This window comes from Pseudonocardia sp. NPDC046786 (assembly GCF_040645415.1).
Taxonomy (GTDB): domain Bacteria; phylum Actinomycetota; class Actinomycetes; order Mycobacteriales; family Pseudonocardiaceae; genus Pseudonocardia; species Pseudonocardia kongjuensis.
In genome coordinates this window covers 25,046-40,325 of record NZ_JBEYYF010000020.1, presented here as the reverse complement: position 1 = coordinate 40,325, position 15,280 = coordinate 25,046, and the positions used below count along the sequence as shown (strand labels likewise).

At 73.6% G+C, this 15,280-nt stretch carries 10 protein-coding genes; 5 read left to right on the top strand and 5 right to left on the bottom strand.

Going from position 1 to position 15,280, the window contains the following annotated elements; genetic code table 11:
* The first annotated feature begins 26 nt into the window (after nt 1-26).
* On the top strand, nt 27-935 hold the full coding sequence (locus ABZ881_RS22430) for a universal stress protein (protein WP_358487354.1): 909 nt from the start codon (nt 27-29) through the stop codon (nt 933-935).
* A 30-nt stretch (nt 936-965) separates the two neighbouring features.
* Here ABZ881_RS22430 and ABZ881_RS22425 read toward each other — a convergent pair whose 3' ends face one another.
* Nucleotides 966-3,344 (bottom strand): excinuclease ABC subunit UvrA, encoded by a 2,379-nt coding sequence (locus tag ABZ881_RS22425; RefSeq protein ID WP_358487352.1) that lies wholly within the window; start codon nt 3,342-3,344, stop codon nt 966-968.
* Between the two features lie 187 nt (nt 3,345-3,531).
* Nucleotides 3,532-4,299, bottom strand: a complete 768-nt coding sequence (locus ABZ881_RS22420) for an alpha/beta hydrolase (protein ID WP_358487349.1) — start codon at nt 4,297-4,299, stop codon at nt 3,532-3,534.
* Nucleotides 4,300-4,563: 264 nt separating this feature from the next.
* Between ABZ881_RS22420 and ABZ881_RS22415 the strand changes: the two genes are divergently transcribed.
* Nucleotides 4,564-5,592: a YdcF family protein gene (locus ABZ881_RS22415; RefSeq protein ID WP_358487346.1), complete on the top strand. Its 1,029-nt coding sequence runs from the start codon at nt 4,564-4,566 to the stop codon at nt 5,590-5,592.
* Between the two features lie 83 nt (nt 5,593-5,675).
* Here ABZ881_RS22415 and ABZ881_RS22410 read toward each other — a convergent pair whose 3' ends face one another.
* Nucleotides 5,676-6,653, bottom strand: coding sequence for an alpha/beta fold hydrolase (locus ABZ881_RS22410; RefSeq protein WP_358487344.1), 978 nt, complete (start codon nt 6,651-6,653; stop codon nt 5,676-5,678).
* Between the two features lie 76 nt (nt 6,654-6,729).
* Between ABZ881_RS22410 and ABZ881_RS22405 the strand changes: the two genes are divergently transcribed.
* Nucleotides 6,730-7,287, top strand: a complete 558-nt coding sequence (locus ABZ881_RS22405; protein WP_358487342.1) for a helix-turn-helix domain-containing protein — start codon at nt 6,730-6,732, stop codon at nt 7,285-7,287.
* Here the strand turns inward: ABZ881_RS22405 and ABZ881_RS22400 are convergent.
* Nucleotides 7,277-8,182, bottom strand: coding sequence for a LysR family transcriptional regulator (locus ABZ881_RS22400; RefSeq protein WP_358487340.1), 906 nt, complete (start codon nt 8,180-8,182; stop codon nt 7,277-7,279). The two genes, ABZ881_RS22405 and ABZ881_RS22400, sit on opposite strands and share 11 nt — an antisense overlap.
* 117 nt (nt 8,183-8,299) lie before the next feature.
* On the opposite strand from ABZ881_RS22400, the gene ABZ881_RS22395 reads away from it, so the two are divergent.
* Nucleotides 8,300-11,746, top strand: a complete 3,447-nt coding sequence (locus tag ABZ881_RS22395) for a proline dehydrogenase family protein (protein ID WP_358487338.1) — start codon at nt 8,300-8,302, stop codon at nt 11,744-11,746.
* Between the two features lie 27 nt (nt 11,747-11,773).
* Complete coding sequence (gene putP, locus ABZ881_RS22390; protein WP_358487337.1) at nt 11,774-13,288, top strand: sodium/proline symporter PutP; 1,515 nt, start codon at nt 11,774-11,776, stop codon at nt 13,286-13,288.
* 98 nt (nt 13,289-13,386) lie between these two features.
* Here putP and ABZ881_RS22385 read toward each other — a convergent pair whose 3' ends face one another.
* Nucleotides 13,387-14,679 carry an acetylxylan esterase gene (locus tag ABZ881_RS22385; protein ID WP_358487336.1) on the bottom strand — a complete coding sequence of 431 codons (1,293 nt, stop codon included), beginning with the start codon at nt 14,677-14,679 and terminating at the stop codon, nt 13,387-13,389.
* Between the last annotated feature and the right edge of the window lie 601 nt (nt 14,680-15,280).

Sequence of the window (15,280 nt, the reverse complement as noted above, 5' to 3'; positions counted from 1 at the left end):
CGCGGGTGACGGCGAGAGGGGCGAGCGTGACGGTGGACGGACTGGAGGTGCCGGCGGTCGTCGTCGGCGTGGACGGGTCGGAGTCGGCGCTGGCCGCCGTGCGCTGGGCGGCCGGCGAAGCGACCCGCCGGGGTGCCCCGCTGCGGCTGGTCGGCGTGCTCGAATGGTCGGCGTACCGGCCGCCCGCCGCCGCCGGGGTGCTCCCCGCGGGGGACCGCGACGTGCTGATCGAGCACCTGCGCAAGGAGCTGACCGGCGCCGCGGCGCAGGCACACGCCCTCGCACCCGAGCTGACCGTCACCCACCACATCGCCGTCGGCTCCCCGAAGCGGGTGCTGCTCGACGAGGCCGGGTCCGCGATGCTGCTGGTACTGGGCAGCCGCGGCCGCGGCGGGTTCACCGGGCTGCTCACCGGGTCGGTGTCGATGGCGCTGTCCGCGGTGGCGCCGTGCCCGGTCGTCGTGGTCCGCGGGAAGGGCGTGCCGGACGGGCCGGTGGTGGTCGGCGTCGACGGCTCCGTGGCGGGCGCGCTGGCCCTGCGCTTCGCGGTCGAATCCGCGGCCCGGCTCGGTACCTCGGTGCTGGCGGTGCGGGCCTGGAGCCACGACCGGATCGACCCCTACGTGCTGGAGCTGGTCCAGTGGGACGGCGTCGAGGACGACGAGCGGCGCCAGCTGGAGAAGTCGGTGCTGCCCGCCCAGCAGGCCCGTCCGGACGTGCCGATCGAGACCGAGCTGGTGCGCGGGCATCCCGCCCAGGCCCTGCTGGAGGCCGGTGAGCGGGCGCAGCTGCTGGTCGTCGGGTCGCGGGGCAACGGCGGGGTGACCGGGCTGCTGCTCGGATCGATCAGCCGGTCGGTGCTGCACCACGCGCACTGCCCGGTCGCGGTGCTCACCGAGCCGCCGCCCGCGGACCCGTCCGACGTGCAGCCCTGATCCACCGCGCCGCGCACGCCGGCCCGGGGATCAGCCTCCGACGTAGGCTGCGAGGTGCTGCCCGGTCAGCGTGGACGCGTCGGCGACGAGCTCGGCGGGCGTCCCCTCGAACACCACCCGGCCGCCGTCGTACCCGGCGCCCGGCCCCAGATCGATGATCCGGTCGGCGTGCGCCATCACCGCCTGGTGGTGCTCGATGACGATCACCGACAGGCCGGAGTCGACGAGCCGGTCCAGCAGGGCGAGCAGCTGCTCGACGTCGGCGAGGTGCAGTCCGGTGGTCGGCTCGTCCAGGACGTAGATCCGGCCCTTCTCCCCCATGTTGACGGCCAGCTTGAGCCGCTGCCGCTCGCCGCCGGACAGCGTGGTCAGCGGCTGGCCCAGGGTGAGATAGCCGAGCCCGACGTCGGCCAGCCGTTCCAGGATCTTGTGCGCGGCGGGCGTCCGGGCCTCGCCGGCACCGAAGAACTTCTCGGCCTCGGCGACCGGCATCGCCAGCACCTCGCTGATGTCCCGCCCGCCGAACCGGTACTCCAGCACCGAGGAGTCGAACCGGCGGCCCTCGCACACCTCGCAGGTGGTCGCCACGCCCGCCATCATCGCCAGGTCGGTGTAGACGACCCCGGCGCCGTTGCAGTTCGGGCAGGCCCCCTCGGAGTTGGCGCTGAACAGGGCCGGCTTCACGCCGTTGGCCTTCGCGAACGCCTTGCGGATCGGCTCGAGCAGCCCGGTGTAGGTGGCGGGGTTGCTGCGCCGCGATCCCTTGATCGCGCCCTGGTCGACCACGACGACGCCGTCGCGCCCGGCGACGGAGCCGTGGATCAGCGAGCTCTTGCCGGACCCGGCCACCCCGGTGATGACGGTGAGCACGCCGAGCGGGACGTCGACGTCGACCCCCTGCAGGTTGTGGCTGTCCGCGCCGCGGATCTCCAGCGCGCCGGACGGCGTCCGCACCGACCCCTTGATCCGCGCCCGGTCGTCGAGGTGCCGGCCGGTGAGGGTGCCGCTGGACCGCAGACCGGCGACCGTCCCCTCATAGACGACCTGGCCGCCGTCGGTCCCGGCCCGCGGGCCGAGATCGACGACGTGATCGGCGATCACGATCGTCTCCGGCTTGTGCTCGACGACGAGCACGGTGTTCCCCTTGTCCCGCAACCGCAGCAGCAGGTCGTTCATCCGCGCGATGTCGTGCGGGTGCAGGCCGATCGTCGGCTCGTCGAACACGTAGGTGACGTCGGTGAGCGACGACCCGAGATGCCGGATCATCTTGGTGCGCTGCGCCTCGCCGCCGGACAGCGTGCCGGCCGGGCGGTCCAGCGACAGGTAGCCGAGCCCGATCTCGACGAACGAGTCCAGGGTCTCCCGCAGCGAGGCGAGCAGCGGGGCGACCCCCCGCGCGGCCGACTCCCGTTCCAGACCGCGGACCCACTCGGCGAGGTCGTTGATCTGCATCGCGCAGGCGTCGGCGATGTTGATGCCGCCGATCCGCGACGAGCGGGCGAGCTCGGAGAGCCGAGTGCCCTCGCAGTCCGGGCAGGTGCGGAACACGATCGCCCGGTCCACGAACGCCCGGATGTGCGGCTGCATCGCCTCCCGGTCCTTGGCCAGGAACGACTTCTCGATCCGCGGGATCAGCCCCTCGAAGGTGACGTTGACGCCGTCCACCTTGATCCGGGTCGGCTCCTTGTAGAGCAGCGCGTCGAGCTGCGGCTTCGTGAACGACGAGATCGGCTTGTCGCCCGGGAAGAACCCGGAGCCGGCGAAGATCCGGCCGTACCAGCCGTCGACCGAGTAGTTCGGGATGGTGAGGGCACCCTCGACGATCGACTTCGAGTCGTCGTAGAGGGCGGTGAGGTCGAAGTCGGAGACGTTGCCGCGGCCCTCGCAGCGCGGGCAGGCGCCGCCGATGATCTCGAACTCGCGGCGCTCCTTGACCTGCCGACCGCCCTTCTCGACGGTCACCGCGCCGCTGCCGCTGATCGAGGCGACGTTGAACGAGAACGCCTTCGCCGAGCCGACGTGCGGCTCCCCGATCCGGCTGAACAGGATCCGCAGCAGCGCACCGACGTCGGTCGCGGTGCCGACGGTGGAGCGGACGTCGCCGCCCATCCGCTCCTGGTCGACGATGATCGCGGTGGTCAGCCCGTCCAGCAGGTCGACGTCCGGCCGGGCCTGGGTCGGCATGAACCCCTGCACGAACGTGCTGTACGTCTCGTTGATCATCCGCTGGGACTCGGCGGCGATCGTCGCGAACACCAGCGAGCTCTTGCCGGAGCCGGAGACCCCGGTGAACACGGTCAGCCGCCGTTTCGGCAGCTCCACGCTGACGTCGCGCAGGTTGTTCTCCCGCGCGCCGTGCACCCGGATCAGGTCGTGGCTGTCGGCGGCGTGCCGCTCGGACGTGCTCATTCGGTGGTCCCCCCTGGTCATGCGGTGCGCCCGATGCCCCGGGCCCGCTCACGAGATCCGGACCATGGTGCCCGCCCGGACGGTCACCGTCACGCTATGAGGGGCGGGTCCCGCAGCGCTTCTCGATTCCTGACCACCTACGGCGCGGTGACGGATGCCCGCCTTCGGCGTGGTGATCGATGCCCGCCTACGGCGTGGTGAGGAACGCCCGCAGTTCGGCCGCCGTCTCCGCCGGGCGTTCCAGGTAGACCATGTGGCCGGTGTCGAACGGGCGCACCGTGAGGTCGTCGCCGAGCGCGGCCCGGCAGGCGTCCAGCCACCCGTCGCGGACGAAGTCGGCGCCCGTGGCGGGCAGCACCAGGGTCGGCAGGCCGGCCGGTGGGACGAGCGCCGGGCGGGCCATCTCCGACCAGGCCGCGACCACCGAGGCCCGCGAGTAGCGCCAGCGCAGCGCGCCGTCGCGCTCCTCCAGGTGGTCGGCCAGCTCGGCGTCGACGAGCTCTCCGGACACTCCGGGCCAGGTCGCGACCCGATCGGCCCGGGCCGCGGCGACGCTCGTCCAGGACTGGTCGGCGCGGAACTCCTCGGCCCGCTCCAGCATGTCGTCCGGGTCCAGGCCGATCGCCGGGTCGATCAGCACGAGCCGGCTCACCCGGTCCGGCGCGGTGCGGGCGAGGTGGGTGGCGATCGCACCACCGAACGAGTGCCCGACGACGGCGGCCCGCCCGATCCCGAGCCCGTCCAGCACGTCGAGCGCGTCGGCGACGTGGCGTTCCAGGTTCCACGGCGGCGCCCAGCGGGATCGGCCGTGCCCGCGGACGTCGACGCTGATCCAGCGCAGCTGCGGGCACGCGTCGAACAGCGGGCGGAACCGCAGGCCGTGCCCGGTGACGCCGTGCACGGCGAGCACCGGCGGGCCGTCGGGGGCACCGGCGTGATGGACGTTGAGCAGCATGCGGGGATCGTCGCACCGGCGGGTCGCCGGGCGGGTCGCCGGGCGGCGGTCCGGGGCTCGGCGCCACCCTCCGCGCACCCCGTGCACGGCGCCGCACCGGGTACCGGGGGTGCGCGATCGTCCTGGAGGTGCGGGACGGTGCCAGGGGTGCGACGCGGGCCCTCCGCACGACGCGGGCCCGCGGCACGTCCCCCGCCACGACCGGGTGTGCGCCGCGGTTCGTTCCGCGGAACGTGCCCGGGTACACGGCAGGATGGGCCGATCATGCCCGAGTTCGCGGTGATCGTCCTGCTCGTCCTGTCCTTCGTCGTGCCCCTGCTGCTGGCCCTCGGCGTGTGCCTGTTCGTCCGGCGCCGCATCCGGACCGATCCGCGCCGGCTCGGCAACGCCTACTGGCTGCTGCTCGCGGCACTGCTGGTCGGCAACGCGGCGGCGACACTCGGGATCGTCGGGAGCAATCCGGTCGTCGCGACGGGCGTGTTCCTGGCCGTCATCTCACCGCTGATCGCGCTGGTGTTCGCCGGGTTCCTGCTGCTCAACGGCGTGGTCATGCTGCGGCGGGAACGGGTGAGCCCGGGCAACTCGCTGTCCCTGCTGGCCGGGCTGCTGATCGTCGGGCTGCTCGCCGTCACCGTGCCGGTGCTGCTGAACGGCACGCTGTGGATGCGCGCCCTGTGGCTGTTCTGCGCGCTGGCGGCGCTGGTGCTCGCCTTCCAGTTCGTCGCCTTCCTCGGCTACGCGCGGCTGTACGCCTGGCTGGTGCACGACCGTCCCGCCGACTGGGTGCTGGTGCTCGGGTCGGGTCTGCGCGGCAGCGAGGTGCCGCCGCTGCTGGCGTCCCGGATCCGGACCGGGATGGACGAGTTCGGCAGGCGGGACGCCCGGCTGCTGGTGCTCTCCGGCGGCAAGGGAAGCGACGAGCAGCTCGCCGAGGGCGAGGCGATGCGCCGGTGGGCGATCGCGCACGGCGCCGATCCCGGTGCGTTGCGGGCCGAGACCGCGTCCCGCAACACCGAGCAGAACCTGCGCTTCTCCGACACCCTGGTGCGCGACGAGGTGTCCGGCAGCGGCCTGATCGTCACCAGCAACTACCACGCGTTCCGGGCCGCGGTGCTGGCCCGCAGGCTCGGCATCGACGCGCAGGCGGTCGGCGCCCCGACCGCCGGGTACTACTGGCCGAGCGCCGTGCTGCGCGAGTTCGTCGCGATCCTGCGCGAGCACCGGGTGCGCAACCTGGTGCTGCTGGTGCTGGTGTGCGTCCCGGCGCCGCTCGCGCTGCTGCTGGCCGCCTGACCGACCGTCACGATCACCGAGATGCAGATCAGCGGGCCGCACCCGGCGGATCCGGCCCGCTGATCTGCATCTCGGCGGGCGCCTCACCGGTCGTGCCCGGACCAGTACCGCTCCAGCTCCGGGCCGAGCGGCCCGGCGTCCTGCATCGGCAGCGAGTGCGTCGTCCCCGGCCGGACGGTCACCGGGTCGATGCCCAGCGCCCTGGCCCGCTCCGCGGCCTCCGCGCCACCGGCCAGCGACCGGTCCCCGGCGATGTCGATCCGCACCGGCATCCGAAGCGACCGCCACTCGTCGTCGGTGAGGGTGCGCGGCACCAGGGTGACGGCCGCGTAGTGCCGGGCCCCCTCGTCGATCATCACCGACATCGGCGTGCGTTCCCGCACCTCCTCGACGGTGACGCCGCCGATCCCGGCCATCGCCCGGTCCTTCCAGGACTGCGGCACGGGCACCAGCAGCAGCGTCGACCACAGGTAGGTCGACGCGGGGAGCCCGTGCAGCACCAGCACCGGTTCGAGCAGCGTCAGCGAGGCGACCCGGCCCGGGTGGGCGAGTGCGTGCTTGGTCGCGGTGGCCGCACCGAACGAGTGCCCGACGACGTGCGCCCGGTCCAGCCCGAGCCCGGCGAGCGCCTGCTCGACCCAGGTGGCCTGGTCGTCGAACGAGGCGAGCGGCACGGACTGGAGCGACATCCCGGAGTCGCCGATCGCGTCCATCGCGTAGACGGTGCGATCACCGATCCAGTGCCCCAGGTTCTCCCCCCACATCGGCGCGCCGGACCGGATGCCGGGCAGCAGCACCACCGGCAGCCGGTTGCCGGACGACGGACCGGTGGCCCGCCACTCGTAGACCCGCACGCTGCCGTGGTCGACGGCGACGTCGTGCACGGCGTTCGGTGCGGGCAGCGTCGCCATCACCCCGTCGTACGCGGCGCGGTAGGCCTCCCGGCCCTGCTCGCTGCGCCAGTGCCCGACGGTCGGCTCCGGCGCGACGAGCGAGACGGCCTTGTCGACCACCAGCCAGCCCACCACCAGCACCGCGACGACGCTCAGGAACCGGCGCACGCGAGACCTCCGTCAATACGACCGTATTGAACACGACTCTAATACAGTCGTATCGATCTCGCCTAGAGTGGCGGCCGTGGCCTCCGAAGACCGCCGGGCGGCGATCATCCACGCCGTCTGGCAGGTGATCGCCGAGCGCGGCATGGCGGCGGTGTCCATGCGCACCGTCGCCGCCGCCGCGGGCGTCTCGGTCGGCCGGATCCAGTACTGGTTCGCGAGCAAGGACGAGCTCGTCCGGGCCGGTCTGGCGGCGATGCTCACCGGCGCCGCCGAGCAGCACGCCGATGCGACGGCCGGTGCCGACGACCGCGAGCAGCTGTGGCAGCTCGTCGGGCACCCGATCCCGCGCACCGCGGCCGAGCGCGCCGGGGTGTCGGTGTTCCACCAGTACGCCGCCGCCGCGATCAGCCATCCGGCGCTCGCCGCGATGCTGGCCGACGCGAAGGACGGTCAGGAGCGCGCGGCCGCCCGGCTGGTCACCGCGATCGCCCCCGCGCTCGACGACCCGCTCGCCGCGGCCCGGGCACTCATCGCCACCGCGGACGGGCTGACCGTGCGCGTGCTGATCGGCGGGCTGTCCGCGGACGACGCCGAGCGCGCGCTGCGGGACGCGCTGCTCCGGCTCATCGGCTGACCGGCCGGCCGGCACCGACGACCGCGAACGCGTCCGCGAGCGCGCCCCGGACCTGCGCGATCGCCGGATGCCCCGCGGACACCAGCCGCGCCGAGGTGAACAGCTCGCGGTGCGACGGGCCCGCGAGCCCGATCAGCCGGACGCCGTCCCGGTTCCCGGTCCACACCAGGTCCGGCAGCAGGCTCACCGCGTGCCCGGCCCGGACCAGGTGCACGTGGATCTCCAGGTCGGCGGAGTCGAACCGGATGTCGGGCTCGAACCCGGCCGCCCGGCACTGCTGCACCGCCCACTGCCGCGCGGCGGTCCCCGCCGGCTCCATCACCCAGGGCAGGTCCCGGGCGTCGGCGAGGCCGGTCACCCCGGAGCCCGCGGCGACCGCGAGCCGCACCGGATCGGTGCCGAGCGGCTCGCGGTCCAGCGTGGCCCGGTGCGACCGGCTGTGGCCGGGGTACTGCTCGGCGACGGCGACGTCGAACCCGCGGGTCTCCAGCTCGGCCAGTCCGGTCTCGGGCGGGACCACCGACGCCTCCAGCCGCAGGTGCGGCGCGCTGCCCCGCAGCCGGGTCAGCGCGTGCGGCAGCAGCGCCCGGGCCGTCGTCTCCAGTGTCGCCAGGCGCACCGTCTCGCCGACCGGTTCCGCCGAGGCGAGCCTGCTCCGGACCCGTTCCTCCAGGTCGAGGACCTCCGCCGCGTGCCGGGCGACCAGCTCGCCGGGCGGGGTCAGCCGGAGCCGGCGCCCGTCCGGTTCGAGCAGCCGGACCCCGACCTCCTCCTCCAGCTTCGCCAGCTGCTGGGACACGCTCGACGGCGCGTAGTTGAGCGTGCGCGCCACCTCGGTCACGGTCCCCCGCAGGCTGAGCTCGTGCAGCAGCCGGAGCCGGTGGAGATCCCACATCGGTCACACCTTTCGATCGACCCGAATAATAGTGTTCACTTATCGTCGCTTTTGTCGACGTATGTCGGCTGGGACTCTCGTCTTCCCGGAAACGGTGGACGAGTGGAGGGGTGCGGCGTGAGCGTGACGAACGGCGTCGTGATCGACGAGGAGCTGGCGACCGAGGCGGTCGCGCTGGTGCGGCGCTGGCTGGAGGCCGCCCGGCAGGAACCGGTCGACCGCTCCGCCCGCCGGCTGGCGGACGTGCTGCAGGACCCGGACGGGCTCGCCTTCACCGTCGGCTTCGTCGACGGCGTGATCCGGCCGGAGGACCCACGGGCCGCCGCCCGGCATCTGGCGACCCTGGTCCCGATCGTCCCGCGCTTCCTGCCGTGGCCGCTGCGCACCGCCATCCGGGCCGGCGCGGTCGCCGGCCGGGTGGCGCCCGGCGTCGTCGTCCCGGTGGCCAGGGCCGCACTGCGCCGGATGGTCCGCCATCTCGTCGTGGACGCCTCCGAGCGCCGGCTCGGCCCGGCGATCCGGCGGATCCGCCGCGACCGTCCGGGCACCCGGCTGAACGTCAACCTGCTCGGCGAGGCCATCCTCGGCCGCGACGAGGCGGACCGCCGGGTCGAGGGCACCCGCGCGCTGCTCGCCCGCGACGACGTCGACTACGTCTCGATCAAGGTCTCGTCCACCGTCGCGCCGCACGACCCGTGGTCGTTCGACGCCGCCGTCGCCGACGCCGTCGACGCGCTCGCCCCGCTCTACCGGCTGGCCCGTTCCGCGCCCGGCGGCCCGAAGTTCCTCAATCTAGACATGGAGGAGTACCGCGATCTCGACCTGACCCTCGCCGTGTTCACCACGCTGCTGGAGCGCCCCGAGTTCCACGACCTGCCGGCCGGGATCGTGCTGCAGGCGTACCTGCCCGACGCGCTCGGCGCGATGGTCCGGCTGCAGGAGTGGGCGGCCGCGCGGGTCGCCGGCGGCGGCGCCCCGATCAAGGTCCGGGTGGTGAAGGGCGCGAACCTGCCGATGGAGCGGGTCGACGCCGAGCTGCACGGCTGGCCGCTCGCGACCTGCGGCAGCAAGCAGGAGTCCGACTCGTCGTACAAGGCGGTGCTGGATTACGCGCTGCGCCCCGAGCACACGGCCGCCGTCCGGATCGGGGTGGCCGGGCACAACCTGTTCGACATCGCGCTGGCCCGGCTGCTCGCCGGGCGTCGCGGCTGCCTCGACGGGATGGACGTCGAGATGCTGCTCGGCATGGCGACCGCGCAGGCCGCCGCGGTGCGCGCCGACGTCGGGTCACTGCTGCTCTACACCCCGGTCGTGCACCCGCAGGAGTTCGACGTCGCGATCGCCTACCTGGTCCGCAGGCTCGAGGAGGGCGCGTCCCGGGAGAACTTCATGTCCGCCGCGTTCGACATCGACCGCGACCACGACCTGTTCGAGCGCGAGCGCGACCGGTTCCTGGCCTCGGTCGCGACCGTCCCCACCTCGGTGCCCGCGCCGAACCGGGTGCAGGACCGCAGCCGTCCCGAACCGGCCGCGCCCACCGACGGCTTCACCAACACCCCGGACACCGACACCGCCGTCGCGGCGAACCGCGCCTGGGGCGACGCGATCCGCGCCCGGATGCGCGACAGCGCGCTCGGCACCGGCACCGCGGACGCCGGTCGGGTGCACACTCGCACCGAGCTCGACGACGTCGTGACCGGCGCCCGCGACGCCGGCCCGGCCTGGCGTGGGCTGGGCGCCGACCGGCGCGCGGAGATCCTGCACCGGGCCGGTGACGAGCTGGCCGCCCGGCGCGCCGACCTGCTGGAGGTCATGGGCTCCGAGTGCGGCAAGGTGCTGGAGCAGGGCGATCCGGAGGTCAGCGAGGCGATCGACTTCGCCCACTACTACGCCGAGCAGGCCCGCCGGCTCGACGACGTGGCGGGCGCCCGCTTCTCCCCCGCCGCGCTGACCGTGGTGACGCCGCCGTGGAACTTCCCGGTGGCGATCCCGGCCGGCTCGACGCTGGCCGCGCTCGCCGCCGGCTCACCGGTCGTCCTCAAGCCGGCCGACCAGGCCCGGCGCAGCGCGGCCGTGGTCGCCGAGGCGCTCTGGGCGGCGGGCGTCCCGCGCGAGGTGCTGCGCTACGTCCAGCTCGACGAGATTGAGCTCGGCTCCGCGCTGATCACCCATCCCGCCGTCGAGCGGGTGGTGCTCACCGGCGCCTACGAGACGGCCGAGCTGTTCCGCTCGATGCGCCCCGATCTCCCGCTGCTGGCCGAGACCAGCGGCAAGAACGCGATCATCGTGACCCCCGCCGCGGATCTCGACCTGGCCGCGAAGGACGTCGCCCGCTCCGCGTTCGGGCACGCCGGGCAGAAGTGCTCGGCCGCGTCGCTGGTGATCCTGGTCGGCTCGGTCCGGCACTCCCGGCGGTTCCGGCGCCAGCTCGCCGACGCCGTGTCCTCACTGCACGTGGGCCTGCCCTGGACCGAGGGCACGCAGGTCGGCCCGCTGATCGAGCCGGCGTCGGGCAAGCTGGCGTCCGCCCTGACCTCGACCGGGCCCGGCGAGAGCTGGATGATCGCCCCCGAGCGGCTCGACGACACCGGCGCGCTGTGGCGGCCGGGCGTGCGCGAGGGCGTCGCGCCGGGCTCGGAGTTCCACCTCACCGAGTACTTCGGCCCGGTGCTCGGGATCATGACCGCCGCCACCCTGGAGGAGGCGATCGCGCTGGTCAACCGGGTCGAGTACGGGCTCACCTCCGGCCTGCACTCGCTCGACGAGACCGAGATCGACACCTGGCTGCGCACCGTCGAGGCCGGGAACCTCTACGTCAACCGCGGGATCACCGGGGCGATCGTGCAGCGTCAGCCGTTCGGCGGCTGGAAGAAGGCCGCCGTCGGCACCGGCACGAAGGCGGGCGGGCCGAGCTACCTGTTCGGCTTCGGGACCTGGTCCGACGACCCGGTCAGCGCCGCCGGGACCGGGGCCGATCCGCTCGCGGACCGGGTGCTCGACGTCGCGCTGCCCGACACCGACCGGGACTGGCTGCGCGGCGCGCTGGCGACCGATGCGGACGCCTGGGCGGCCGGCTACGGCATCGCTCACGACGCGACCGGCCTGACCTGCGAGCACAACGTGCTGCGCTACCACCCGGTGCCGGTCACCGTGCGGTACGCGACCGGCCGCCCGGTGGAGCTGCTGCGGATCGTCGCCGCCGGCCTGCGCGCGTCGGCGCCGCCGGCCGTCAGCGCCGCCGCGCCGCTGCCCGCCGCGCTCGACGCGCACCTGGCCCGGCTCGGCGTGACCGTCCTGGTGGAGGACGACCCCGCGTGGCACGACCGGCTGCGCACCCTCGCCGCCGAGGGCGGCCGGGTCCGGCTCGTCGGCGACCGTGCGGCGGACGTCGCCGGGGTGACCGGCGGCTCGCCCGCACTGGCCGTGTACGACGGCCCGGTCGTCACCGCCGGGCGGGTCGAGCTGCTGACCTTCCTGCGCGAGCAGGCCGTGTCGGTCACCGCGCACCGGTTCGGCAGCCCGCACCCGGTGCCGGTCCCGGCCCCCGTCTCCACCCCCGTCTGACCCGTACAGCGAACAGAGAGGTTCGTGATGCACGACCAGACCTTCCAGATCGTCGCGCTCGTCGTCTACTTCGCGTTGATGATGGGAATCGGCTACTACGCGTACCGGCAGACGGCCGACCACGAGGGCTACATGCTCGCGGGACGCAAGCTCCCGCCGTGGACGGCCGCACTGAGCGCCGGGGCGTCCGACATGTCCGGCTGGCTGATGATGGGCCTGCCCGGGGCGATCTACGCGGCCGGGCTGATCGAGGCGTGGATCGCGATCGGCCTCACCATCGGCGCCTACCTGAACTGGCGCTTCGTGGCGCCGCGGCTGCGCTCCTACACCGAGGTGGCGCGGAACTCGATCACCATCCCGAGCTTCTTCGAGAACCGGCTGCACGACACGTCCCGGTCGCTGCGGGTCGCCTCCGGCGCGATCGTGCTGGTCTTCTTCACCTTCTACGTCTCGTCGATGATGGTGGCCGGCGGGGAGTTCTTCCAGCTCGCGTTCGGCGGGTCGTACCTGACGGGCATGCTGATCGTCGCCGTCGTCACGCTGGCCTACACGATGATCGGCGGTTTCCTCGGCGCCTCGCTGACCGACGTCGTGCAGGGCACGATGATGCTGCTGGCGCTGCTGATCGTGCCGGTGATCGCGATCTTCTCGGTCGGCGGGATCGGCGAGACGACGGCGGCGATCAGCGCCGTCGACCCGGACCGGCTGTCGCTGCTCGGCGGTGCCGCGCTCTCCGGCGCGACGGTGCTCGGCATCGTCTCGGCCGCGGCCTGGGGCCTGGGCTACTTCGGCCAGCCGCACATCATCGTGCGCTTCATGGCGATGCGCGACGCCGCGTCCGCCGGACCGGCCCGCCGGGTCGGGATGAGCTGGATGATCCTGTCCCTGATCGGGGCGGTCGCCTGCGGCGTCGTCGGCATCGCGTTCTTCGCGACCACGCCGAACGAGCTCGACAATCCCGAGCTGGTCGTGCTCGCGATGTCCCAGATCCTGCTGCACCCGCTGGTCGTCGGGTTCGTGTTCGCCGCGGTCCTGGCCGCGATCATGAGCACCGTGTCGAGCCAGCTGATCGTCAGCTCGTCAGCGTTCGTCGAGGACCTCTACAAGGTCTTCGGGCGCGACACCTCACCGCGCACGCTGATGTTCCTCGGCCGGTCCTGCGTGCTGGCGGTCGCGGTGATCGCCGGCGTCATCGCACTCGATCCGAGCGGCACCATCCTGGATCTCGTCGCGTTCGCCTGGGCCGGGTTCGGCGCGTCCTTCGGGCCGGCGATCCTGCTGTGCCTGTTCTGGCGCAGGCTCACCAACTGGGGTGCGCTCGCCGGCATGGTCGGCGGGGCGGTCACGGTGTTCGCGTGGGACACCTACGGGCCGCCGATCGCAGGCGTCGAGCTGTACGAGATCGTGCCGGGATTCGCGGTGAACGTGCTACTGGCGGTGGTCGTGAGCAGGCTGACCCACGTCCCGAACGCCGAGATCGAGCGGGAGTTCGACGACGCCGCCGCGATCGCCGCGGGCCGCGACGTCACCGCGGCGCGCTGATCCTGCCGGCCGCGGGGGCGCGCCGGCGCGGCGCGCTGATCCTGCCGGCCGCGGGGGCGCGCCGGCGCGGGCCGGTGGTGCGCCGATCCCGGCGGGGGTCAGAGCCCGGCCGGGGCGGCGGCCCGGGAGAACAGGTCGCCGTCGAGGTAGACCTCCCAGTCGGCGCCGGTCAGGCCGTGCCCGCCGGAACGCAGGTGGTAGCTCATCGCCGGGCCACGGTGGGCGCGGTCGGTCTCGGGCCGCCAGTCGTCCGAGCCGAGGCCGGTGTCCCCCAGGCCGTACAGCTCGTAGACCCGGGCGGCGCCGACGTAGGCGAGGAACTCGCCCTGCGGATCGGCGTTGGAGTCGTCGGTGGCGCTGCCGACGACAAGGCGCCGCGGCGCGACGAGCCCCATCAGCTCGTGCTGGTCGACCGGCAGGGCGCTCTCGTTGTCGTTGTACTCGCGGTAGGTCTGCGGGAACCAGTGCGGGAACGAGCTGTTGATCCGGGCGACCGTCTCGGCGCCCACCCCGCCGTCGCCGCGGCGGGCGAGCTTGGCGCCGGTCGATCCGGAGTTGTTGGTGATGACGGCGGCGAACCGGGTGTCCTGCGCACCCGCCCACAGCGACGCCTTCCCGCTGCGCGAGTGGCCGATCACGCCGACCTTCGTGGGGTCGATGTCCGGATCGGTCTCCAGGTAGTCCATCGCCCGGCTGGCGCCCCAGGCCCAGGAGCTGATCGCGCGGCCGGCGTCGTCGGGCAGGTCCCGGCCGGACGGGTGGAACAGGTTGATGACGCCGTCGCGGTAGCTGCCGCTGTCGTCGGGGGCGAGATCGTTCGCGTCGATGACGGCGAACGCGTACCCGGCACCGGTGATCGTCGAGACGGGTGCGTAGCCCGACGACTGGCCGGGATCGTCGCCGACCGATCCGCGGTGGTCGATCATCAGGAAGGTGCCGCGCGGCGGGGCGTCGCCCTGCGGGACGAACAGCCGCAGGTCGAAGCTGCCGGAGCCCTCGGGCCCGGTGACGCCGATCGTGACGGTCTTGCGCACGACGTCGCCGGTGTCGGACGTGGACACGTCGAACGTCTGCTCCGTCGGGAGCGGCAGGCTCTCCCCGTAGACGTGCTCCCGGAAATCGGCCAGCAATTCCTCGCGGCGGACGTTCTCCCATGATTCCGGGCTGTCCACCGCGTTTCCGTCCAGCAATCGCAGCGGATTCGGATAATCGTTCCCGCCGAGCGTGATCGTGGCGTCGGCGAGCATCTCGGCGAGGCCGCCGACGATGTCGTCCCCGCGCTCGGCCGAGGCGCCTGCCGGTGCCTCCGCAGCCGCCGCGACCTGCGGCATCGCGAGCCCGCCGGTCGCGAACAGCGTCGCGGCGACGAGCAGCGCCCGCGCGCTCCTCACGGCGCCGCGCGGGCGGTCGGGTCGACGACTCGGAATATGCATCGAGCGTGACCGTACCCGAGGGTTGCTTCCCGATCAGGTCGTTCCCGACCACCGAACGGATGATGCCGGACACCGTCCGCTGCACAGGTCCGGAAGTGCGAACGGGAGTAGGTCGCGCAATTGTCACCGGAACGGTGGACACCGAAGGCGGGACGGACCCACGAACGGGTCGCCCGGGCCCGCCGGCTCTGGCGGGTTCTCCCGTCGGAGATGCCCTCCGCGCTCCCCGCCGGCCCGCCCGTCCCCGGCGACACTCCGCCCGAGCCGTCCACCATCTCGGCGACACGCTCCACCTGGCCGACCACCACCTCGGCGGCAGGCTCCCCGGGCCGCGCACCATCTCGGCGGCAGGCTCCCCCAGGCCGCGCACCATCTCGGCGGCAGGCCCCCGGGCCGCCCACCCCGCCTCGGCTCCGGAGCCCGCCGGACCGGCCGCCGCCTCGGCGGCAGATCTCCCCGGATCCGACCACCGCACCGGCGACGCACTCCACGGGTCCGCCGCCGGGCAACAGACTCCCCGGATCCGACCTCTCACCCCGCGCCGGACCTTCCGGGACCG